At 55.2% G+C, this 24,252-nt stretch carries 13 protein-coding genes; 6 read left to right on the top strand and 7 right to left on the bottom strand.

Annotated features, from left to right (window positions below; genetic code table 11):
* Positions 1-50: 50 nt before the first annotated feature.
* Positions 51-659 (bottom strand): hypothetical protein, encoded by a 609-nt coding sequence (locus MIH19_RS00065; RefSeq protein WP_249006965.1) that lies wholly within the window; start codon positions 657-659, stop codon positions 51-53.
* Between MIH19_RS00065 and recC the strand changes: the two genes are divergently transcribed.
* From recC to recD, 3 genes are read left to right on the top strand one after another with little or no spacing between them, the layout of a single operon-like run.
* On the top strand, positions 618-4,184 hold the full coding sequence (recC, locus tag MIH19_RS00060) for an exodeoxyribonuclease V subunit gamma (RefSeq protein WP_249006964.1): 3,567 nt from the start codon (positions 618-620) through the stop codon (positions 4,182-4,184). The two genes, MIH19_RS00065 and recC, sit on opposite strands and share 42 nt — an antisense overlap.
* The gene (recB, locus tag MIH19_RS00055; protein ID WP_249006963.1) at positions 4,181-7,948 is read left to right on the top strand and encodes an exodeoxyribonuclease V subunit beta; all 3,768 of its coding nucleotides are present in this window, start codon (positions 4,181-4,183) and stop codon (positions 7,946-7,948) included. Before recC ends, recB begins: the two co-directional genes overlap by 4 nt.
* Positions 7,945-10,341 (top strand): exodeoxyribonuclease V subunit alpha, encoded by a 2,397-nt coding sequence (gene recD / locus MIH19_RS00050; RefSeq protein ID WP_249006962.1) that lies wholly within the window; start codon positions 7,945-7,947, stop codon positions 10,339-10,341. Before recB ends, recD begins: the two co-directional genes overlap by 4 nt.
* 222 nt (positions 10,342-10,563) lie before the next feature.
* Here recD and MIH19_RS00045 read toward each other — a convergent pair whose 3' ends face one another.
* Entirely contained in the window at positions 10,564-12,372 is a 1,809-nt protein-coding gene (locus tag MIH19_RS00045) for an ABC transporter ATP-binding protein/permease (RefSeq protein ID WP_249006961.1), read from the bottom strand.
* A 133-nt stretch (positions 12,373-12,505) separates the two neighbouring features.
* Between MIH19_RS00045 and MIH19_RS00040 the strand changes: the two genes are divergently transcribed.
* The 3 genes from MIH19_RS00040 to MIH19_RS00030 all read left to right on the top strand — a co-directional run bounded on the left by MIH19_RS00040 (position 12,506) and on the right by MIH19_RS00030 (position 16,540).
* On the top strand, positions 12,506-14,242 hold the full coding sequence (locus MIH19_RS00040; protein WP_249006960.1) for an ABC transporter transmembrane domain-containing protein: 1,737 nt from the start codon (positions 12,506-12,508) through the stop codon (positions 14,240-14,242).
* A gap of 99 nt (positions 14,243-14,341) precedes the next feature.
* Positions 14,342-15,619, top strand: coding sequence for a 4-aminobutyrate--2-oxoglutarate transaminase (gene gabT, locus MIH19_RS00035; protein WP_249006959.1), 1,278 nt, complete (start codon positions 14,342-14,344; stop codon positions 15,617-15,619).
* Between the two features lie 198 nt (positions 15,620-15,817).
* On the top strand, positions 15,818-16,540 hold the full coding sequence (locus tag MIH19_RS00030) for a VC0807 family protein (protein WP_249006958.1): 723 nt from the start codon (positions 15,818-15,820) through the stop codon (positions 16,538-16,540).
* A 73-nt stretch (positions 16,541-16,613) separates the two neighbouring features.
* On the opposite strand, the gene gyrB is transcribed toward MIH19_RS00030, so the two are convergent.
* From gyrB to dnaA, 5 genes are all read right to left on the bottom strand, one after another.
* Positions 16,614-19,028: a DNA topoisomerase (ATP-hydrolyzing) subunit B gene (gene gyrB, locus MIH19_RS00025; protein ID WP_249006957.1), complete on the bottom strand. Its 2,415-nt coding sequence runs from the start codon at positions 19,026-19,028 to the stop codon at positions 16,614-16,616.
* Positions 19,029-19,081: 53 nt separating this feature from the next.
* Positions 19,082-20,227 carry a DNA replication/repair protein RecF gene (gene recF, locus MIH19_RS00020; RefSeq protein WP_249006956.1) on the bottom strand — a complete coding sequence of 382 codons (1,146 nt, stop codon included), beginning with the start codon at positions 20,225-20,227 and terminating at the stop codon, positions 19,082-19,084.
* A gap of 23 nt (positions 20,228-20,250) precedes the next feature.
* Positions 20,251-21,525 (bottom strand): AarF/ABC1/UbiB kinase family protein, encoded by a 1,275-nt coding sequence (locus MIH19_RS00015; RefSeq protein WP_249006955.1) that lies wholly within the window; start codon positions 21,523-21,525, stop codon positions 20,251-20,253.
* Positions 21,526-21,637: 112 nt separating this feature from the next.
* Positions 21,638-22,741, bottom strand: a complete 1,104-nt coding sequence (gene dnaN, locus MIH19_RS00010) for a DNA polymerase III subunit beta (protein WP_249006954.1) — start codon at positions 22,739-22,741, stop codon at positions 21,638-21,640.
* A gap of 71 nt (positions 22,742-22,812) precedes the next feature.
* Positions 22,813-24,252 carry a chromosomal replication initiator protein DnaA gene (gene dnaA / locus MIH19_RS00005; RefSeq protein WP_249006953.1) on the bottom strand — a complete coding sequence of 480 codons (1,440 nt, stop codon included), beginning with the start codon at positions 24,250-24,252 and terminating at the stop codon, positions 22,813-22,815.

The following is a 24,252-nucleotide window of genomic DNA, read 5'->3' as shown; positions in this document are numbered from 1 at the left end:
ACCAATACGGGTAAAACGGTGATGCGGACTCCCCAAGTGCAAGCACGGTTTTACTTACGACCGGCCTTTTCTGGCCAAATGATGTTGATTAGCGCCTGTCGTCGCCGATCAGGAAAGGCAATGGTATTGTCTGAACGGGCAATGGCCAGCGCCTCACCGAGCATGCGGAACAACTCAACGTTCTGGTGCACACACTTCGGAATGGCCTGGCTACGCAGATATTTCAGGTAAAGCTGCAGATTTTCTTCATCTGACCGCCAGTGCTCGCCGAAGGCATTACGGAACAGAGCGCGTGTTGCAATGGCGCGCCATTCGTCGCAATAACCGTTTTCAAGCCTTTCGGGATAAACATACAAATCCTTGATTTCCTTTTGTATGTTTACAACCACGTGTTCCGGCGGGAACAGCAGCCGCATGGCCAGCAGATCGTAACTGTCGTTCAACTGTTTATTTACGGCGCTTTTGACCCACTCTATTCTGCTCATGATCGTCCGTTCAGTAAGGTATTTACCTTGCGACGATTTTCCATCGCGCAGGGTTTCAGACTGTCCGCTTCTGTAGTCACATACGCTAAGCTGACGCATCGGGATTGAACCCCATACCAGACAAGGAAGACCATGGCCGCTCCGTCCACAAATGCCACCAGTGATAACCCACATATTACCCCCGGTTTTCACGCCGTTCACGCCAACCATCTGGAAGACCTGCGCCGGGCCGTGGTGTTTATTTGCCAACAAAACCCGCTGCCGCCGCTGCAAAGCGAAACGTTTCTGGTGCAAAGCAACGGCATTGCCCAGTGGTTAAAACTGGCGTTGGCGGAAAAACGCTCAGAGGATGGCAGTGAAGGCGGTTTGGGCATTGCCGCCGGTATGGATTTTTTATTCCCGGCGCGGTTTATCTGGCAGGCCTACCGCGCTGTATTGCCAGACGGCGACGTACCAGAGCAATCCCCCTTTGATAAAAGCCGGCTGGTGTGGCGATTGTACCGGCTGTTACCAGAACTGGTTCTTACAGATGAGGCGTTCAACCCTCTGGCACGCTTTTTAGAAGGCAGCGACACGGATTTGCGGGCATTTCAACTGGCAGAAAAAGTGGCGGACCTTTTCGATCAATACCAGGTGTTCCGCGCCGATTGGCTGGCGGCCTGGGAGCAGGGCCGGGATGTGGTGATTAGCACTCGTAATGGTGAAAAACCGATTGAGGAAGATACCCGCTGGCAGCCAATGCTGTGGCGCAAGCTGGTGGAAGACACCGGCGCCGAAGCACACACCAGTCGCTCGCAGATTCACACCCGTTTTATGACACAGGGCCAACAAGTTGCGGCACCCGCCCATCCGAGCCGCTTACCAAAACGCATTGTGGTGTTTGGCGTATCGTCGTTGCCACGCCAGGCGCTTGAGGCCCTGTACGTGCTTAGCCGCTTTAGTCAGGTGGTGCTTTGCGTTCACAATCCCTCGCGGTTCTACTGGGCCGATATTGTTAGCGATCGCGAACTGCTCAAAGCCGAGCGCAAGCGCGGTGCCAGCCACCCTACGCTGTCGCAGATAGACGATGCTGACCAGCTGCATCAACACGCCAATCCACTGTTGGCCGCCTGGGGTAAACAGGGTAGGGATTACATTCGCCTACTGGATGAATTCGACAACCCCGACGAGTACCGCCATAGCTTTCAGACGCCGGATCAGAAAATCGACATCTTTTTCGAGCATGGTAGCGGGCAGGTAATCCGCTTACTGCATCAGCTTCAGAACGACATTTACAATCTGACCCCGTTGCAGGAGATTCGCGCTGAACAGCGCGAACTGAATCTGCAAGACGACCATTCCATGGTGTTTCACGACGCCCACAGCCCACAACGGGAAGTGGAAATACTGCACGACCAGCTGCTGGCCGCGTTCAACGCAGACGCCACTCTGCGCCCCCGCGACATCATGGTAATGGTGCCAGACATCAACGTGTATGCGCCCCATATTCAGGCCGTGTTTGGCCGCTATACCTCCGGGCGCAAGCGCCATATTCCGTTCACCATTTCCGATCAGGGCCAGCGCAACCACGAACCGGTGCTGATAGCTCTGGAAACCCTGATGTCGCTGCCGCGCCACCGCTTTGGCGTAAGCGAGATCATCAGCCTGTTGGAAGTGCCCGGCATTCGTGACCGGTTCGAGATTGCCGAAGAAGAAATCCCCTTGGCGCGGCGCTGGGTAGAAGGCGCCAATATTCGTTGGGGCCTGCACGGTGCCCACCGGGAAAGCCTGGAGCTGCCCGCCGATCTGGAACGCAACACCTGGCAATCCGGCCTGCGTTCCATGCTTTTAGGTTACGGCATGGGCGACGACGAACCCTGGGCCGGCGTTCAGCCCTACGGCGAAATTGGCGGCTTGCAGGCCAGCCTGGCCGGGCGCCTTGGGGACTTTGTCTACCGACTGGAGAACCTCTGGCAAGACCTGCAGGCAAACCGCACACCGCAACAGTGGGAAGCGCTGTTCGCCGCCATGCTGGAACAGTTTTTCCACAAGGTAGAAAGCCATGACTTGTTGCTGCTGAACCGCTTTCGCCGCCAGCTGGAACAATGGCTGGACAACACCCTGGCCGCGGGGCTGGAACAACAGCTGTTACCATTAAACATTGTAAAAGACGTGCTACTGGATGGCCTGGATGAAGGCGGCCTGAACCAGCGTTTTTTGGCTGGCAAGGTGAACTTCGCCACATTGATGCCCATGCGCGCCATACCGTTTCGCACGGTGTGCCTGCTGGGCATGAACGACGGTGATTACCCACGCTCGCGGCCACCGGTGGATTTCGACCTGATGGCGCAAGACTACCGGCCAGGCGACCGTTCCCGGCGGGAAGACGACCGCTATCTGTTTTTGGAAGCCATGCTGTCCGCCCGCGAACAGTTTTACATCAGCTGGGTAGGCCGCAGCATTCGCGACGATTCACCACGGCCGCCATCGGTGCTGGTGGGCCAATTGCAGGATCATTTGAACGGCTTGTGGCAACTGCCAGGGCAGCCCAATGTAGTGATAACGGATGCACTGACCACCTGCCACCCGCTTCAACCGTTCAGCCGAGACTATTTTCCCCAAACCCGACACGCCCGCAGCCTGTTTACCTACGAACACGAATGGCGCAGTGCCCACGGCACCGTCTCGACGGACGCTCAACAGCAGGCGCTGGCGTACCAGCAGCCGGAAGAACCTATCACCCTGAATGATCTGTCCGGCTTTTTGAAAAAACCGATAGACACGTTTTACCAGCGCCGCCTGCAAGTGCGCTTTGAAGACGTGGAAGCCGACGACACCGACACCGAAAACTTTGATTTGAACGGCCTCGACCGCTGGCGCCTGGACACCGAACTGATTGAACAGAGCGTGCTAAAAGCCAGCAACGAAGAAGATCTGGAACAACATCTGGAAACCACTCTGGACCGCATGGCCCGGCGCGGCGACCTTGGCATGGGCATCACCGAGCACCGGCTGCGCAACGAGCTGTCTGGCCGGCTGCCAAATTTATTCGAACGTTATCAAAGCGCGCTGGCCGAATGGCCCGAGGAAGTTGGCGAACCGCTGCCGTTTGAATATCGCCTGGTCAACAGCATCGGCTCGATTGAAGTGCTGGATCTGATTGACCATCTGCGCCGCAATTCAGAGGGCAAGCTCTGCCGGGTGGTCATCGCCGGCTCCAGCCTGCTCACTGGCAGCGGCAATACCAAAAAAATTCGCTACGCCAATCTGATGCGCGACTGGGTCATTCACCTGGCCGGGCAAATGGCAGCGCAGCCCTTTGAAACCCTGATTCTGGGCAAAGAAGAAAAGCGTAATGTGCGCTTTGCGCCTCTGCCCAAAGAAACAGCACGCAAGCACCTGGATGCGATACTGGCGCGCTGGATGGACGGCAGCACCCGCGCGCTGCCGGTGCACTGCGAAGCCGGTTTTGCCTGGATTTACAGCTTTTACCAAAGCAAAAAGTTTCTCGGTGAGCACGAACGCGCCATTAGCGACGCCGAACAGGCCTACACCACCGCGCTGGAGCGCGACACCGGCTATTTGCGCGGCGCGTTTGAAAGCGCTGAATTGTTGCTGGAAAGCGGCGAATTTGAAGCCCTGTTGCACGAGCTCTACGTGCCCCTGTGGGAAGCCGAGCAAGACAAATCCGCCGCCGGTCAGTTTGAGGACAAGGTATGACAGCTACTACACCTTTTATAGCGCCCTTAATGGCGAAGCCAAACCCCAATCTTGACCCATTGGCGCTACCCCTGAACGGCAGCACTCTGATTGAAGCCAGCGCAGGCACCGGCAAAACCTTCACCATTGCCATTTTGTACGTGCGCCTGGTACTGGGCCACGGTCAGCCGGAGGGCGGCGCCCTGGCCGCAGGCCTGGTACCGCCAAACCTGCTGGTGGTGACCTTTACCGACGCTGCCACCAAAGAGCTGCGGGATCGCATTCGCATTCGCCTGACCCAGGCCGCCGAGGTGTTTTCCAATGTCGCCGACAGCACACCGTCCACGGCAGAAACCGCGCTGATTCACCAGCTGCGGGATGACAGCTATCCAGACCCGGCCACCTGGCCGGACTGCCGCAAAAAACTGCTATTGGCAGCAGAGTGGATGGACGAAGCCGCGGTGTCCACCATTCACGCCTGGTGCAACCGAATGCTCAGCGAACACGCATTCGACAGCGGCAGCCTGTTCCGGCTTACCCTGGAAACCGACCAAAGCAGCCTGATGGACGAAGTGGTGCGGGATTACTGGCGTACGTTTATCTATCCGTTATCAGCGGAGCTGATGGACGAGGTTATCGACCACTGGAAAACCCCGGACCATCTGCAAAAGGCGGTGCGCAACTTGCTCTTGGCCGTTGATTCCCTCGACGCGGCTAGCGGCGATGTAGAACAGCTGATTGAGGCAACAACACACCAGCGCAAAAATCAGTCAAAAACACTGAAAGCCCACCCCTGGGCAGACTGGAAGCCCGAAGTAACCGACGTGCTGCTGGCACTGAACAAAAGCAAACGCCTGCACGGCGGCAGTATGAAACCGATGACTACGGCCTGGGACACATTACTAGATTGGGTAAACTCCGATGAACTCTACCCGGCCGGGCTGGAGAAAGCCGGCTTTCAGAACCAGACACCAGAAGTGCTTGCGACAAAACTCAAAGGCGATGGCGATGTGCCACATCACCAGGCTTTTGACGTTATCGCAGAACTGATCGCCTTCAGCGAAAACCTGCCCAGCGCCGAGGCCGATATTCTTCGCCACTCTACCCATTGGATTGCGGCGCGGTTGGAATCGGAAAAACAGAAACGCTCGGAAATGGGTTTTGATGACCTGCTCACCCGGCTGTACGACGCTTTACACGGTCCCCGTGGTGACCAACTGGCGGCCACCATTCGCCGCCAGTTCCCGGTCGCGCTAATAGACGAGTTTCAGGACACCGATCCGGTTCAGTACCGAATCTTCGACCGCATTTACCGGGTAGCAGAGAATCATCCGGATACCTGCCTACTGATGATCGGCGACCCAAAACAGGCCATTTACGGCTTCCGCGGCGCCGACATTTACACGTATTTGGACGCCCGTACCGGCGCCTACGACCGCACCTGGACACTGGGCCGCAACTTCCGCTCGTCCCGGCCTATGGTGGCGGCGGTGAACCGAGTGTTCGAGTATGGCGACCAACACAGCCCCGAAGGCGCCTTTCTGTTCGGCAAAGGCGATGCCTCCGCGCTGCCATTTCAGGCTGTCGAGGCCCACGGCACCAAGCGCCTTTGGGCCATCAACGGCGAGCTGCAACCCAGCTTGACGCTATGGGCCAGTGAAAGCGAAAACACCGACAAAAGCGGCAATCGCAAGGGCCTGGCAAAAGGCAACGCCACCCTTGATGTGGCCGGCACCTGCGCCAGTGAAATTGCGCGCCTGCTGACGTTAGGCCAGCAAAGTTTGGCCGGTTTTGCGCTGGAAACCGATCTGAATGACATCGAGCCGGTAGAACCCAAAGACATCGCTATTCTGGTGAACAACCGTAACGAAGCCGCAGCGGTACGAAATGCGCTAGGGCAGCGGGGAATAAAGAGCGTGTACCTGTCCGACCGGGATTCGGTATTGACGTCTCAAGAGTCAAAAGAAGTGCTGTGCTGGCTAAAAGCGTTTGCCGAACCCCGCCAGCTGGCCTATGCACGCGCAGCCCTGGCCACACCAACCTTGGGTTTGCCTTGGGCCTATCTTGACCAGCTATTGACCAACGAGATGGCCTTGGAGCGCGAAATCGAGCGCTTTATGGGCTACCAGCAGCAATGGCAAAGCCAAGGCGTGCTGCCCATGCTGCGCAGTTTTCTGATGGATTTTAATATACCCGGCCGGCTGCTTCAGCGCGTCGGCGGCGAGCGCCGGCTAACCGACATTCTGCACATTGCCGAACTGCTGCAACAAGACAGCCTGCAGCTGGACGGCGAACACGCGCTGGTGCACCACTTCACCGCCATTCTGCGGGCCGCCGACGACGAAGACGAACACCGCACCCTGCGCCTGGAAAGCGACGCCGGGCTGGTAAAAGTGATCACCGTTCACAAATCCAAAGGCCTGGAATACCCGCTGGTATTTTTGCCCTTTGGCACCGCCTACCGCGCGGAAAACGAAAAACAGGCGTTTGTGCGTTATCACGACGATAACGACCAGCTGATCACCGTGTTCGACCCCACACCCAATGACGTCGAACAAGCGGACAAAGAGCGCCTGGGCGAAGACATCCGCAAACTCTACGTCGCCTTGACTCGCGCCCGGTTTGCCACCTGGGTAGGCGTAACCGAAATTGAAAACTGGCAGCTTAGCGGTTTGGGGTATCTGCTCAGCGGTAACCCTGCCGCCAAACAATCGCTGGGTAACGCCCTGCAACAACTAGCCGCTGACCACGGCGAGCTCTACGTGGAATCCTTACCGGAAGCCACCGATGAACGTTTTTCAGAACCCGCGCCCGCAGCCCTGGGGCCGGCATTGGTGTCTACCCGCGAGGCTCGCGAAGACTGGTGGATTGCCAGCTACTCATCCCTGGAATACAGCGGCCTGTCTGGCACCGGCATTGTGTTTGCCAGCGAGTTCGAAGACGCTGAAACCCAGAACCTGCTCGAAGAAGGCACGCACACCAGCGATGAAGAAGACGCTGCCATTCTGCTCAGCCACAGCCTGCACTATTTTCCCAAGGGCGCAGGCCCCGGCACCTTCCTGCACGATATTCTGGAATGGTGCGTGCAGCAGGGCCTGCAACACCTTGTGGACAATCCGACGCTGCTGCGAGAGCAGCTCACCCGCCGCTGCAGTACACGGGGCTGGAGCGATTGGGTAGACACCCTGGAGCATTGGATACTCGCGCTGATCCGCCAACCGCTTCCGCTGGGCTATAGTCGTGAAAGCCGTGAAAGCGGCGACAGCACCAGCCTGGCCAGCCTGAAAACGCTGCGCCCGGAACTGGAGTTTTGGTTTGAAAGCCGCAACGTCAGCACCCGCGCACTGGACAAGCTGGTTACCCAACATACCCTCAATGGCGCTGACCGCCCACGAGTGGAAGGCGGGCGTTTCAATGGCATGCTGAAAGGTTTTATTGATCTGGTGTTTGAACACAACGGGCAGTATTACGTGCTGGACTATAAATCCAATGTGCTGGGTGACAGCGACAGCGCCTACACCAACCAGGCCATGGGCGAAGCCATCTTGGAAAAACGCTATGACCTGCAATACGTACTTTATCTGCTGGCCCTGCACCGGCTGCTGAAAGCCCGTCTGCCAGATTACGATTACGATCAACACGTGGGCGGTGCGGTCTATCTGTTTTTGCGCGGCATCCATGCGCCGGGAGCCGGGGCGTTTTGCGACAAGCCACCGAAAGCATTGATGGAGCAACTGGATGCCATGTTTGATGGCAAAGCCACGGCCGCGGAGGCAGCAGCATGAGCAAAACCCGGAATTTCGACAACCAGTTTGCCTTTGATCTGGACGAGACGACACCTGTTGCCGCCAGCTTCCGTGATAACACGCTTGCCCTACAGCACACCGATGCTCTGCTAGAACAGCTGGGCGCATGGCAACAAGCCGGCTGGATACGCCCGCTAGACGTTCGCTTTGCGCAGCTGATCCGGGATTTATCAGACGAACAGGGTAAAGCACCGGCACCCCTGGTTTTACTCCTCGCCGCACTGGTCTCCCATCAAGTGGGCCGCGGCCACGTGTGCGTGGACCTTGCAACTCTGATGGCCGATGCCGCAACCACATTGTCACTGCCGCCGGAAGAGGCAACGGCCGCCAGCAGCCAGAACAAGGCAAACCGGGCCAGCTCTGATAAAGAGCTTTTCGCAGATCCGATAAACACCGACCCTGGCCAAACCCGGCCAAGTGACCTGTTGGCACAGGTGTCCGTGCCGGAGTGCCTTGCCGCACTGAACGATGCGTTAGCAGTCAGTGATGGCTCGCACACCACGCCGCTGGTGCTGAGTGGAACCCGGCTGTACCTACGTCGCTTCTGGCGCTACGAACAGTACATTGCTGCCGGCATTCAACAGCGCCTGGCGCAGCCGTCCCCTCTGGCTGACCCGCTATCGCCCGCGGCGGCCACTTTGAGCCAGGCGCTGGACGTGCTGTTTAAACCGCAGGGCCCTTTAAATTCTCAAAGCTCTCAAAATTCTCAAAGCGCTTTAAACTCGCAAAATCCCCAAAGCTCTGTCGATTACCAAAAGCTGGCCTGTGCCTTGGCGGCCCGCAACCGCTTTGCAGTGATTACCGGCGGCCCCGGCACCGGCAAAACCACCACGGTGGTCAACCTGCTTGCGGCCTTGCAGTCAGTCGCAGGCGAGTCACCAGAGCGGGAAGGGCGGGATGGGAAGAAAGGTAAAAAGTACCGCATTCGCCTGGCCGCGCCGACAGGCAAAGCCGCGGCGCGACTGAACGAATCCATCGGCGGCGCTGTCAGCCGGCTGCCCTTGGCACAGTTACCGGGGCAGGTCGCATTGGCGGATATACCCACCAAGGTAACCACCCTGCACCGGCTGCTTGGCAGCCGTCCGGACACTCGCAAATTCCGCCACAACCGCGATAACCCCCTGTTGGTGGATATTCTGGTGATTGACGAAGCCTCCATGGTAGATCTGGATATGATGGCGTCGGTGTTCGATGCACTGCCGGCAAACGCCCAGCTCATTCTGTTAGGTGACAAAGACCAACTAGCCTCGGTAGACGCCGGTGCGGTGCTGGGTGAACTGTGCCAGCGCGCGCCTGACGGGCACTATCTACCAGCGACTGTGCAGTGGCTGAAAACCATCACCGACACCGACATTCCAGCGTTCTTGCAGGATTCAAACGGCCAGCCTCTGGACCAGGCGGTGGCCATGCTGCGCAAGAGTTATCGATTTGCCGAAGGCAGCGGCATTCGCCACCTCGCCGAAGCGGTTAACACCAACACGCTGAGCGCCGACACCCTGCAGCAGGCCCGCGACGCAACCTTTGAGGACGTAGTGTGGCTGAATGGCCGCAGCAAAAAACCATCCCTGGAGAGCACCCAGGCGCTGATCTGTGGCCATGCGGTCAGTGGTAGCCAGCAGGCGTTCAATAGTAACGGGGAAGGACGAATTGATGGCAACGGCCAGCCTCTTCCTCCACCGGTGGGTTACCGCCGCTACTTAACACTGATGCAGGATCACAATCTGGACAGCAACAGCACAACCGGGCAGTGGGACCAACTGGCCAAATCGGTATTGCAAGCTTTCAGTGATTTTCAAATACTCTGCGCCCTGCGCCGAGGGCCCTGGGGCGTGGAAGGGCTGAACGACTTGATCGCCCATCACCTGCTGGCGCAACGGCTGATTCCTCGAGCCGAGGGCTGGTACGCCGGGCGGCCGGTGCTGGTTACCGGTAACGATTACAACCTGGGGCTGATGAACGGGGACGTGGGAATAACCTTCAGTGTTGCCTCGAACATGGTCACTGGCACGGATACAGATCCGCAAAGCGATGGCGAACAAACACAGACAGTGTTGCGCGTGGCCTTTCCCACCAGCGACGGCAGCGGCGACATCCGCTGGATTTCACCCAGCCGGCTCCAACAGCTGGAAACCGTGTACGCCATGACCGTACACAAATCCCAGGGTTCGGAGTTCAACCACACCTGCCTGATACTGCCGGACCGCGTAAGCCCGGTGCTCACACGAGAACTTATTTACACCGGCATTACCCGGGCAAGGAACTGGTTCAGTTTGATAACCGGTGACGCCAGCGTGTTCAGCGATAGCGTGGGGCAGAGAGTGGTGCGGGCTTCGGGATTGGGTGCGGTGCTTGATGGCGATTCGGTAAATTGATCGTTTAGCTCTGGTGGTGACGCCGGCATGCACATAGAAAAAGTTATTAAGAGGAGCTTCAGTCGCCGCAAATGCGTCGGCCGGCCTCCGTGTCTGAGTTCCGAAAACTTCTGCAGCCAAGGATGGCTGCAGTTGAGCCCTACAGGGACGTACTTGTGGGCGATTTTCGGAACTCAGACACGAAGGTCAGCTTACTCAGACGTCTGACACATTCTTTGTCATTTATTTCTCTAATGATGTTTCATCATCACTATGCTGTTGCTGCAACCACAGCCGGGCGTAATAGCCATCCTTTGCCAATAATTCGCTGTGCCCACCGCTCTCCACAATCTGGCCCTCGTCCATCACCAAAATGGTATCCGCATCGCGCACGGTGGACAGGCGGTGAGCGATCACCAACGTAGTGCGCTGCTGGGTCACCGCATTAAGGGCATCCAAAATGGCTTGTTCAGAGATCGAATCCAGCGATGACGTGGCTTCGTCCAGAATCAGCAGCGGCGGATTTTTCAGTAATACACGAGCAATGGCAACCCGCTGTTTTTCGCCACCGGAAAGCTTCAGGCCGCGCTCACCCACCCGGGTGTTATAACCCTCCGGCAGGCTGCGAATGAACTCATCCAGGTTCGCCTGGCGGGCCGCATGGTGCACCTCAGCTTCACTGGCACCGGGGCGGCCGTAAACCAAGTTGCTGTAGATAGTATTATTGAACAGAACCGTGTCTTGCGGCACAACGCCAATCGCCGAGCGCAGGCTATCTTGGGTAATGTTGCGAATGTCTTGCCCATCAATGGTGATGCTGCCGCTGTTTATATCAAAAAACCGGAACAACAACCGTGCCAGGGTGGATTTACCGGCGCCGCTGGCACCAACCACCGCAATGGTGTGGCCCGCAGGTATGGTGATATTTACGCCTTTCAGAATCTGCCGTTCCGGGTGATAGCTGAAGCGCACATCGCGGAACTGCACTTTACCGCTGGTAATGGTCAATGCTTTAGCATCGGCGGCGTCTTCAATCGCCGGCTTATCGCCCAGCAGAGCGAACAGGCGCTCTACATTCACCAGCGACTGGCGAATCTCACGGTACACAAACCCCAGAGCGTTCAGCGGAATGAACAGCTGGATCAGATAAGCGTTCACCATGGTGAAGTCACCCAGGGTCATCTGCCCGCTGGCCACTTCGCGCACAGCCATGGCCATAATGGCCACCATCGAAGCGCCGATAATAAAAGCCTGGCCAATATTCAAAACCGCCATAGACGTGCGGTTCTTAAGACGCGCCTGCTCCCACAAATCCAGATCTTCGTCGTATTGTTCGGCTTCAAAGCGCTCGTTGTTAAAGTATTTAACGGTTTCGTAGTTCAGCAGGCTGTCAATGGCGCGGGAATTAGACTGGTTGTCGCGGTTGTTGGCTTCGCGCACAAAAGCCGTACGCCATTCGGTCACGCGAATGGAAAAAACCACGAACACCACCACCGACACCAGTATCGCTATTACGTAACTGACGTTGAAGGCCACCAGCAGAATGCCCGCCACCATCGCGATTTCCAACAAGGTGGGCACAATATTGAACAGGGTGAAACGCAGCAGGAAGCTGATGCCGTTGGTACCGCGCTCTATATCCCGCGCCAGCCCGCCAGTTTTGCGATCCAGATGAAACGCTAATTCGCGAGCGTGAAGGTGGTTAAACACCCGCAACGACACCCGCCGCATGGCGCGTTCGGCCACACGGGCGAAGATGGCGTCACGCAGTTCGCTGAACAGGGTGCTGCCAAAACGCAACGCGCCATAGGCCAGCACCAACATTAGCGGGATCCACAGCACCATGTCGGCGCCGCGATTTTGATCCAAATAATCGACGATATATTTCAATGCAATCGGCGTGGTGACTATGGCCATTTTCGCCATGATCAGCATGCTGACCGCCAGTATCACCCGGCCACGGTATTCCGCCAGGTAGGGCCATAGGCCGGCGATGATTTTCCAGTCCGGCTTGTGGTTGGCGGGGTAGTCGTTATCGGCGTAGGGGCGCACAGAGATTCCTTAATGGTCAAACAGCAGAGGGGCGTATGATAAACCCTTTTAGCAATACAGATCGTAAGTCTGCAGACGTTTACAGTACCCACTCATCAGGAGGCGCACTATCAACACCGTTCATCGCGAAGCTTTGAAACTGGTTGTCGGGTTTATTCATCCCTATCGCAAAGCCGTTGCGGGCGCGATAGTCGCCCTAGTTATTACGGCGGGAATCACCCTTGGATTAGGTCAGGGGCTACGTATTCTGGTGGACCAAGGGTTGGCCACCGAGTCACCGGCCAATCTGGCACGAGCTGTGGGGCTGTTTTTTGTTTTGGTTCTTGGCTTGGCAGCGGGTTCTTTTGCCCGGTTTTATCTGGTGTCGTGGATTGGCGAGCGAGTGGTCGCCGATATCCGTAAACGGGTGTTCAATCACCTGATTGATCTGAACCCCGGATTTTTTGAGAGCAACCGAGCGCTGGAAATTCAATCGCGGTTTACAGCTGATACGACCGTGCTGCAATCAGTGATTGGCTCCACAGTGTCGATTGCCCTACGTAATGCGCTCATGCTGATCGGCGGTTTGCTGCTGTTGTTTATCACCAACGCCAAACTGGCGTCCGTAATAGTGCTGGGTTTTCCGCTGGTAATTGTACCCATCGTCATTTTCGGCCGGCGGGTACGGCAGCTATCGCGCCTGAGCCAAGACCGGGTAGCCGATGTGGGCAGCTACGTGGGCGAAAATTTAACCCAGATAAAAACCCTGCAGGCGTTTAACCACCAACCCCATGACCGCCGGCATTTTTCTGAAGTGTCTGAAAGCGCTTTCGATATTGCTCATGACCGCATTCGCCAGCGCGCCTGGCTAACCACCATGGCCATTACTCTGGTGATGGGAGCGGTAGGAGTGGTGATCTGGATTGGTGGCTTAGATGTAATTTACGGCCGCATTACACCGGGCGAGCTGGCCGCCTTTGTGTTTTACAGCTTATTGGTAGGTGTTGCCGCCGGCGCCATCAGTGAGGTGATTGGGGAACTGCAGCGTGCGGCAGGATCAGCCGCACGGCTATTCGAGCTATTGCAGACCAAGTCGGAGTTTCAGCGCCCGGCCGATTTACCCGAGCAGTTTCCTCAGCCGGTAAAAGGCGGAATACGTCTTGAACACCTGACGTTCAGCTACCCGGGCCGCATTGCTCAGCCCGCCCTGCAGGACGTGTGCCTAGAGGTGCGGGCAGGCGAGACGTTAGCGATTGTGGGGCCATCAGGGGCGGGCAAATCCACCTTGTTTGATCTGCTGCTACACTTTTACCAACCCAGCAGCGGCTGCGTGCGCATTGATGGCACGGATACCCGTGATGTATCACTGCAAGCCCTGCGCAGCTGCTTTGCCTTGGTGCCACAGAATCCTGCTCTGTTCCACGGTACAGTTGCCGATAACATTCGCTACGCACGTCCGCAGGCGACTCAGGCCGATGTCGAAGAGGCCGCCGGCATTGCCCACGCCCATGAGTTTATCGTGGCTCTACCCGACGGCTACCAAACCCGACTGGGTGATGGCGGGCTAGGTCTGTCCGGTGGCCAGAAACAACGCCTGGCTATTGCCCGTGCGCTATTGGCGGATGCTCCCATTCTGCTGCTGGACGAAGCTACCAGCGCGCTGGACGCCCATAGCGAGAATCTGGTTCAGCAGGCCATGCCGGCGCTTACAACCGGCCGTACCACGCTGGTGATTGCCCATCGTCTCGCCACGGTGCGGGACGCAGACCGCATTGCCGTATTTGACCAAGGCCGTTTGCTGGCGGTGGGCAGCCACCAGCAATTAATGCAGGAAAACGGCCTCTATCAGCGCCTGGCGCAGCTCCAGTTCCGCAACCAAACTGGAGAATAGCGTTGTTTTGTGCTACCGTAGTTCTTATAATTTTGCAACAAATCGAGCCACATTTAATTCAGGTTCGATCAATTATACCCACCCAGGGAGAATAGCAACGTGACTAACAAAGAACTTCAAGCCCTTAAAGAACGCTACGTAGCAGCCGGCGCCGCAAGTCCCAACGAACAGTTTGCGGACCACGCCACCAACTCCGAAATCTGGGATGCCGATGGCAAACGCATGATCGACTTCGCCGGTGGTATTGGCGTGTTGAACATTGGCCATCGCCATCCAAAAGTAGTGGAAGCGGTAAAGGCGCAGCTGGACAAGTTGATGCACACTTGCCAGACAGTCATGCCCTACGAGGGTTATGTGCGGTTAGCACAGAAACTCAGCGACGTAACACCTGTTCGCGGCCACGCCAAAGTTATGCTGGCCAACTCCGGAGCCGAGGCCTTGGAAAACGCGGTGAAGATTGCCCGCGCAGCAACCGGTCGCACCAACGTGATTTGTTTTGACGGCGGTTATCACGGCCGTACTTTCATGACCATGGCGATGAACGGCAAAGCAGCTCCCTACCAGACCGACTTCGGCCCCATGCCGGGCATGGTGTACCGCGCGCCCTACCCAGTGGCCTATCACGGCGTCAGCGAAGACGAAGCTCTACGTGGCCTGGCCATGACCATGAAAACGGATTCTCCGGCCCACAATACCGCCGCCATTGTTATTGAACCGGTATTGGGCGAGGGTGGTTTCTACCCGGCACCTGCCAGCTTTATGAAAGCCCTGCGCAAAATCTGCGACGACAACGGCATCGTATTAATTGTCGATGAAGTGCAAAGCGGGTTTGGCCGTACCGGCAAGATGTTTGCCATTGAGCACACAGGCGTTGAACCGGACATGATGACCATGGCCAAGAGCATGGCCGATGGTATGCCGATTTCTGCCATTGTAGGCACCGATAAAATCATGGATTCGTGTGGCCCTAACTCTCTGGGTGGCACCTACACCGGCAGCCCCACAGCCTGCGCAGCTGCGCTAGCGGTGTTTGAAGTATTCGAGACCGAGGATATTCTGGGCAAAAGTCAGCGCCTGGGCGAAAAACTGAACCAACGTTTCAGCCAATGGCAGGAGCAGTTTGTTCACGTTGACAATGTGCGTACCCTGGGCTCCATGGCCGCGTTTGAATTGGTAGAAAGTAAAGATACCCACAAACCCATGCCAGAGCTCGTCGGGGCCATCACCAAACTCGCCAAAGCCAAAGGGTTGATTGTGCTTGGCTGTGGTTTATACGGCAACACGCTGCGCTTTCTGATGCCGGTTACCATCGAAGACGAGGTACTGGAAGAAGGTTTGGCCATTTTGGAACATTGCCTGCAGGAAGCGGGCGCCTGATCCGCACTCGCTTTCTCTGAAAAGCCGGGCCAAGCGCCCGGCTTTTTTGTGTCTGTTAGTCACCAGAAATTGAATCGACCGTGCCAGGCTCGGCGTATTTACCTAGCAGCCCTTATTTCTCGTATACTGCGTTCAGTGCCCAATGAAGCTCGCGTAACTTTGCCAGCCTCGTTGCCATTTCATCAACCAGGCATAATCATGACGTCACCGAATACTGAATCTGTATCCGATCACAAACCCAGGCCCTGGATAGACCTACTGGTCAGTATCATTATTCCTTCCGTTATTCTGATGAAGTTCAGCGGCGATGAATACCTGGGCAGCGTAAATGCGCTGATTGTTGGTCTGGCGTTTCCCTTGGGATGGGGTCTGTTTGAATTGATCCGCTATGGGAAAAAGAACTTTATTGCCTTGTTGGGGATAATCAGTGTGACCCTCACCGGCGGCATTGGCTTGCTGGAATTAGACGCCGGCTGGCTGGCCATTAAAGAAGCCGCGGTGCCTGCGGTGATTGGTCTGGCTGTGCTGGTGTCTACCCGCACCCGTTACCCACTGGTACGCACATTGCTTTACAACCCCAACGTGCTAAACGTAGATAAGATTCACCAAACGTTGGCAGAAAAAGGCAAAGTCGCGGAGTTTGAGGCCCGGTTACTGAACGCCAGCTACTTTTTTGCCGCTACTTTTCTGTTCTCATCGATCATGAACTACGTGCTCGCACGCTGGATTGTGACCAGTGACGCTGGCACCCAAGCATTCAACGAGGAACTGGGGAGAATGACGCTGGTCAGCTACCCGATGATTGCCATTCCTTCTATGGTGATGATGATGCTCATTTTCTGGTACTTGTGGCGCACCATTAGTCGCTTGACCGGGTACAAACTGGAACAGGTAATGGCGCCTCATCTGGCTGATAAATAAAGTAAATTTTAAGCATAAAAAACGGCGAAGATTTACATCTTCGCCGTTTTTTTGATCCCGAATTTTAGAAAAATCAGATATCCAGGTTGGTCACTTCCAAAGCATGTGTCTGAATGAAGTTACGGCGCGGCTCGACATCGTCGCCCATCAGCGTGGTGAACATCTGGTCAGCGGCAAAAGCGTCTTCAATGTTCACTTTCATCATACGGCGAGATTCCGGGTCCATGGTGGTTTCCCACAGTTGTTCCGGGTTCATCTCGCCCAGACCCTTATAACGCTGAAGGGTCAGGCCGCGCTGGGCTTCTTTTATCAGCCAGGCGAGGGCGCCTTCAAACGACAAAACAGCCTGCTTACGCTCACCACGCTGAACAAAGGCTCCTTCTTCAACCAGAGTGTCCAGAGTTTCACCCAGGCGGGCGATGGCTTTGTAAGACGGCGCCTCAAAGAACGTATGGCTGAACACGTGCTCGTGAGCCATGCCGTGTAAATGCACGGTTACCATGGGCAAATACAGATCGCGCTCGGTGTCGTGATGTACAGAGAACACGTACTTTGTGCCAGTACGGGTATCCAGTTCCAGGTTACTACCCAGGCGACCTACCCAGCTGGCAACGGCGCTTTCGTCTTTCAGCTGTTCCGGTGTGAGGGTGTTGTTGTGCAGCATCTGCTCCAGCACCTTAGACGGGTAGGCGCGCGACAGGCGATCAATCATCGCCATCACGGCCTGATAGTCCTTCACCATGGTTTCCAGGGCAGAATCCTTGATGGCAGGCGCATCGGCGTTAACGAACAGCTGTGCGCCTTCCAATGCGGTTTGGGTCAAATAACTCTCGCGGGCATTTTCATCCTTCAGATACTGCTCTTGCTTGCCGCGCTTTACTTTGTACAGCGGTGGCATGGCAATGAACACGTGGCCGCGCTCAATCACTTCACGCATCTGACGGAACAGGAAGGTCAGCAGCAGGGTGCGGATGTGCGAACCATCTACGTCGGCGTCGGTCATGATGATAATGGAATGATAACGCAGTTTTTCAACGTTAAACTCTTCGCGCCCAATGCCACAACCCAGAGCCGTAATCAGGTTACCGACTTCTGCAGATGACAGCATCTTGTCAAAGCGGGCTTTTTCAACGTTCAGGATTTTACCCTTCAGCGGCAGAATCGCCTGGTTTCGCCGTTCCCGACCCTGCTTTGCGCTACCGCCGGCGGAATCACCCTCCACTATAAACAGTTCGGAAAGAGCGGGATCCTTTTCCTGACAGTCGGCCAGTTTGCCGGGCAGACCGGCAATATCCAGAGCGCCTTTGCGGCGGGTCATGTCACGGGCTTTACGTGCTGCTTCGCGGGCACGAGCGGCCTCGATCATCTTGTTGACAATTAGCCTTGCTTCACTGGGCTGCTCCTGAAGATAAGCTGAAAAGCTCTGATAGAGCTCCTGTTCCACAGCGGTCTTCACCTCGGAAGACACCAACTTGTCTTTGGTTTGGGAAGAAAACTTTGGGTCTGGCACCTTCACACTGATGATAGCAGTCAGACCTTCCCGGGCGTCGTCGCCGGAGGTGCTCACTTTGGCTTTCTTACCCAAGCCTTCGTGCTCGATGTAGGTATTCAATGAACGAGTCAGTGCCGTACGAAATCCAACCAGGTGAGTACCGCCATCACGCTGTGGAATATTATTGGTAAAACAGTAAATATTTTCCTGGAACGCATCGTTCCACTGCATAGCCACTTCTACTTCAATACCGTCTTCACGCTGATGAGTAAAATGAAACACCCGATTGACGGGGGTTTTGTTGGTGTTCAAGTGTTCTACAAACGCCCGCAAACCACCTTCATATTCAAAGATTTCTTCTTTTCCACTGCGCTCATCGGTCAGACGAATGCGGACACCGCTGTTCAGAAACGCCAGTTCCCGTACCCGTTTTGCCAAAATTTCGTAGTGAAACTTGATATTGGTGAACGTAGCTTCTGACGGAATGAAGTGTACCTTGGTGCCATTAGCGTCAGTACTGCCGACCTCGTGCAGAGGCGCCGCTGGAACACCGTGGTTATAAGTCTGCTCGTATACTTTGCCGTTGCGACGAATGGTTAACGTCAACACTGAGGATAGAGCATTAACAACCGACACGCCCACACCGTGAAGGCCGCCCGACACTTTATAGGTGTTGTCGTCAAACTTACCGCCGGCGTGGAGTACAGTCATGATAACTTCGGCAGCAGAAATGCCTTCGCCTTCGTGCAGATCAACTGGAATACCGCGACCATTGTCGTGCACGCTGATGGACTCGTCCGGATGAATACGAATTCCGATTTCTGTGCAGTGGCCGGCTAGCGCTTCGTCAATGGAGTTGTCTACCAGTTCGAACACCATGTGGTGCAGGCCGGTGCCGTCGTCCGTATCGCCGATGTACATGCCAGGCCGCTTGCGCACAGCGTCCAGGCCTTTGAGTACTTTGATACTGGAGGAATTGTAGGTTGATTCACTCATTAAAAAAACTCCTGAAGGCTGATGACCGCAGCGTGATTAAAAAAGGCGGCCAGCTAATGTTCTTCCGTTACCTGACCATGTTCCACGTGGAACATTCTGAAATCCGGCGTTGTTGTACCCGGCCATAAGGTGTCGGGCGTCTGCTTTTCGATAGAGGTGATGAACACCTGACACTGCAGCGATCGTAATTTTTCGGCCAACATTTGCCGGTGTCGACTATCCAGTTCGGCGTTTATGTCGTCCAATAAAAACGTGACCTGCTTACCCAACGGACGTAAAACCATGCCCTGGGCAATCTTCATTAAAATGACCAATGTCTTTTGCTGACCGCGGGACAGTATTTCCGCCACCGGCCGGCCCTGTATTTTTAAACGAATGTCAGCTCGGTTGGGCCCATACAGAGTGTGGCCCATTCGACGTTCCTGATCCCGATGATTAATCAACACATCCGCCAACGGTTGTGCATGATCCCAGCCAGGATAAAACTCCATTTTAAGTTGATTCGCCCAGGTTGCATCGGTTTCACCGAGAAGCAACCAGAAGGCCTCTTTAAACAGGGCAAACGCCGCAAGACGGTCATCCGTCACTCGGTTGCTTAACAGGTCATACTGGGCATCCCAGGCCCGCATCAACGATTCATCTATTCTACCATTTCTCAGCGTTTGGTTCCGCTGTGATATTACCCGCTGACATTTCTGCCAAGCGCCGCCAAAAGAAGGTTCCACGTGGAACACTGACCAATCCAGGAACTGCCGGCGCTTACCCGGGCCTCCGGCCACAATATCAAACACGCCCGGGTCGATCACCAATACCGGGAGATGTCGCGCTAACGCCGACAGATTGCGCACGGCTTCACCGTCTACCCTAAGAATTGTCTCCTTAAGACCAACATCTCGGGAAATGCCCAAGCGATGCGCATAACTTGAGGCATCGGCTTCAGGTATCGTCTTCAGACTGGAATTAAGAGTGCCCGCATCCAGGCCGCCAAACACCGTAAATCGCTGCTGCTGATGTTGAACCACAGCCTGGTGGCGACTAACCCGAAACGAACGACCCAGGCCGAGGTAGCCGATGGCTTCGAGCAAACTGGTTTTACCACTGCCATTGGCGCCGCATATCAGGTTAAAAGCAGGGGAGAAGGTGACAGGCTTTGCCGCCAGGTTACGAAAGTGTTCGGTTTGCAGTGTAATCAGTGCCATAAAAAAACCAAGGGCCTAAGCCCCTAGTGCAACATCTTTAAGCGGTCGTCCATGAACATATCCATTTCCGGCGCCAATATGTGTACGTAACGGTCAAAATACAAAAATTGCTTCAACAGCAGCGCAAATTCCCGCGGAAAGTGCAGCCCATGATTTTCACCTACTTTGACCATATCCATCAGCAGATGATTGACGTCGTCTTCAGCCTGGCCCGCCGTGTAAGCAACGGTATCTGGCACCATCTGATCCATTTTGGAGTAAAGCGTGCGCAAATCATTGGCAAGCAAACTGGCTTCAACCGTGTGTCGAGTAACCCCAATGCGGATCATTGCATCGGCCATGCCATCGAAATTACCGACCATCACAGTCTGAATAAAATCGTTCACCGCTTGCCAGGTGTCGGGCGCAATACGCCCAACTATCCCGAAGTCGATAAACCCAACCCGACCGTCGCGCAACACCATCAAATTACCGGCGTGTACATCGGCGTGAAAAAACTCACATTGGGTAAGGCTGGAAAACCAGGTGTTCATGGCAGTAATCAGGGTTCCTTCCGGATCATCTGTGTATCCGCGAATACTGTCCAGATCGGTCAGAGGAACACCGTGAAAACGTTCCATTACCAGAATGCGGCGGGAGCTACATTGCTCATAAACTTTCGGCACGGTGGCGTCGGTGTTATGAGTGTCGTGTAAAAACCGCCTGAAAACCTCAAGGTTATTGGCTTCCTTAATGAAATCGCACTCTTCCATCATTGTGCGCTGAATTTCATCAACAATGGCGGATAACGATGTCCACGACAGCTTTGGAGCTAGAGTTTCGAGGATTCGGGCAGATACGTACAAAAAGTTCAGGTCCGTGAGCAGAATATTGCGTACACCGGGTTTTTGCACCTTAATAACCACTTCTTCACCACTGATCAACCGCGCGACGTGCACCTGGGCAATGGATGCCGACGCCAGGGCTACTGGGTCTATGTCGGTGAACACCTCATCCAACGGACGGCCTAACTCTTCCTCAATAATTTTTCGAATCACCCGATACGGCAGGTTTGGGGTGCTGTCCAGGCAACCCTGAAACTCTTCCACATACTCTCTTGGAAAAAAAGTCGGTGAACTGGCAATGAATTGCCCCAGCTTTATATAGGTCGCACCCAAGGATTCAAAGGTCTGCCGCAGTAAACGCGGAGCAGGGGGTCGGTCACCGCGCACCCAGTTAAACCCAGTGCGCCCGAGCACGCTCATGGTCTGGCCAATACGAAACACACCTTTTATACCATCTTTTAAACGTGTCACCATGCCCCGGAACTCCTGTTATTAAAACCTTGAAGCACTTTTAATCCGTAAGTTGCATACACCAACTATAACGCTGAGTGCCTACCCCGACTGTTTGTGGGGTGCCTGCGGCAACCTACAAACGCATTGGCATGACCACATACAGGCAACGGGCATCCGTCTGTGACTCGATCAACGCACTGCTGTTAGGGTTCGACAGCGTGACCTTTACCTGGTCATCATCCAACGCGTTCATGACGTCTATCAAATAGCCAACGTTGAAACCGATTTGCAGGGTTTCACCCTGATAATCTACCGGCAACGCATCTTCCGCCTGTTCCTGGTCCGGGTTGTTGGCAAACACCTGGAGTTCATTAGGGCCCAGATTCAAACGCACACCGCGAATGTTTTCATGGGACAGAATACCGGCCCGCTGCAGAGTGTTCTTCAGGGTGATGCGGTCAGCCAACACCACTTTGTCGCCACCACGGGGAATAACCCGGTTGTAATCGGGGAACTTTCCCTCGATCAGCTTGGACGTGAACGTGTAAGCACCCACAGTCGCGCGCAAGTGGTTATCGCCAATCACCAGGGTAACCGGTGTGTCCACATCATCCAGCAAGCGCGCAAGCTCTAGCACGCCTTTACGCGGCACAATCACCTGACGCGCCTCCGGGCAACCGGTTTCAACATCTTGATGGGCCATCGCCAAGCGGTGACCATCGGTGGCAACGGTACGAACGTGATCTGCTGCAACTTCCAACAGCAAGCCGTTCAAGTAATAACGAACGTCCTGCTGAGCCATGGCGAACGCGGTGCTATCAAACATACGCCGCAGTTCTTTTTGCGGCAGCTCCAAGCGAAAACTCTCGGCTTCGTCTTCCACATTCGGAAAATGCTCGGCCGGCAAGGTCGCCAGAGTAAAGTGGCTTTTGCCACAACGCAGATGCAAGCGGTCGCCTTGCTGATCCAGCTCGATGGGCGATTCCTCACCCAACGCGCGGCAAATATCCGCAAGCTTGCGTGCCGGCACCGTTATACGCCCAGGCTGATCTATATGAACCGGAGTGATACGCGCTACCAGCTCCACTTCCATATTGGTGCCGGTCAGGGTCAGGGTGTTGTCCTCGGCTACCAGCAACACGTTGGAGAGCACGGGCATGGTCTGTTTCTTTTCCACCACGCCGGCAATGCTTTGCAGCGGGGTGAGCAGGGATTCACGGCTGATCGTCAGTTTCATGGCACTCAACATTCTTTTGGTGAAATTTGTCAGGGTTCAAAGCCGATAGACAGAACACGGTAGCGCGGCTGTCAACTGGTCAATAACCGCATAAAGTTCTGGTAGTCTTCCCGTATACCCGGGTCACTCTCCTGCAGTTCTATTATTTTTTTGCAGGCATGAAGCACTGTGGTGTGGTCTCGGCCACCAAAAGCACCACCAATCTCCGGCAAACTGTGATTCGTCAGCTCTTTCGACAATGACATAGCCACCTGGCGCGGACGAGTCACATTACGTGTACGGCGCTTGGAATGCAGATCCGCCACTTTAATTTTGTAATATTCCGCGACCGTACGTTGAATATTATCAATACTGACCTGTTTTTCATGAAGTGCCAGCAAATCTTTCAGGCTTTCGCGAATAAACGGCGGCGTGATTTCCGAGCCCGTGAAGTGAGCGTTGGCAATTACCAGGCGTAAAGCCCCTTCCAGTTCGCGCACGTTGGAACGGATTTTCTGAGCAATAAAAAAAGCCGCCTCGCTGCTGAGCTTCACGTTCACCTGCTCAGCTTTTTTCATCAGGATCGCCACCCGTGTTTCCAGCTCTGGGGGTTCAACCATCACCGTCAAACCCCAGCCAAAGCGGGACTTCAGTCGTTCTTCCAGATCCACAATTTCTTTCGGGAATCGGTCACTGGTCACGATGACCTGTTGGCCACCCTCAAGCAACGCGTTAAAAGTGTGGAAGAATTCTTCCTGAGAGCGCTCTTTTCGGGCAAAAAACTGAATATCGTCAATTAGCAGAGCATCTACCGAGCGATAATAACGTTTAAATTCGTTGATGGCGTTTAACTGCAGTGCTTTTACCATGTCCGCCACAAAACGTTCTGAACGAAGATAGGCGACCTTCGCATTCGGATTGCGACGCACAATTTCATTGCCCACCGCGTGCATCAAGTGGGTTTTACCCAGGCCAACACCGCCGTATAAAAATAGTGGGTTATAAGCACCGCCAGGGTTTTCTGCGACCTGCATAGACGCAGCGCGAGCCAACTGGTTGGACTTGCCCTCAACGAAGGTCTGAAATGTGAATGTTTCGTTCAGGAAGCTCTGGTGCTTTATATCGCCTTCAACCTGAGCGCCGGGACGGGTACCCGATGTTCTTGGACGCGAAGCAGCTGGCGCGGTTACCGGCGCTGCCGGCCTAGTCTGCTGGTTTGCCGATTCACCGCGATCGTCTTTTACCAACGGTCTGGCGTTGGTTGCTGTTGGCTCGGAACGCTCTAAACCATCGGCTTTGGGCGCAGAACCCACCTTCATACCCACTCTGGGAGCATGGCCGCCATTCAGCTCTTTCAATATTTCTTCGATACGGCGAAGGTATTTTTCATTTACCCAGTCCATTACAAATCGGTTCGGAGCAAAAAGAACCAATTGGCCATCACGCAAATCTGGCTGCAAAGGACGCAACCAGGTATTGAACTGCTGTGCCGGAAACTCGTCCCGGAGTACTTCAAGACATTGCTGCCACAT

Origin of the sequence: Marinobacter sp. M1C, assembly GCF_023314135.1 — a bacterium.
In the GTDB taxonomy this organism is placed as follows: Bacteria; Pseudomonadota; Gammaproteobacteria; order Pseudomonadales; family Oleiphilaceae; genus Marinobacter.
Note: the sequence above shows the minus strand (reverse complement) of the source record. Positions and strands in the feature narration are given on the sequence as shown.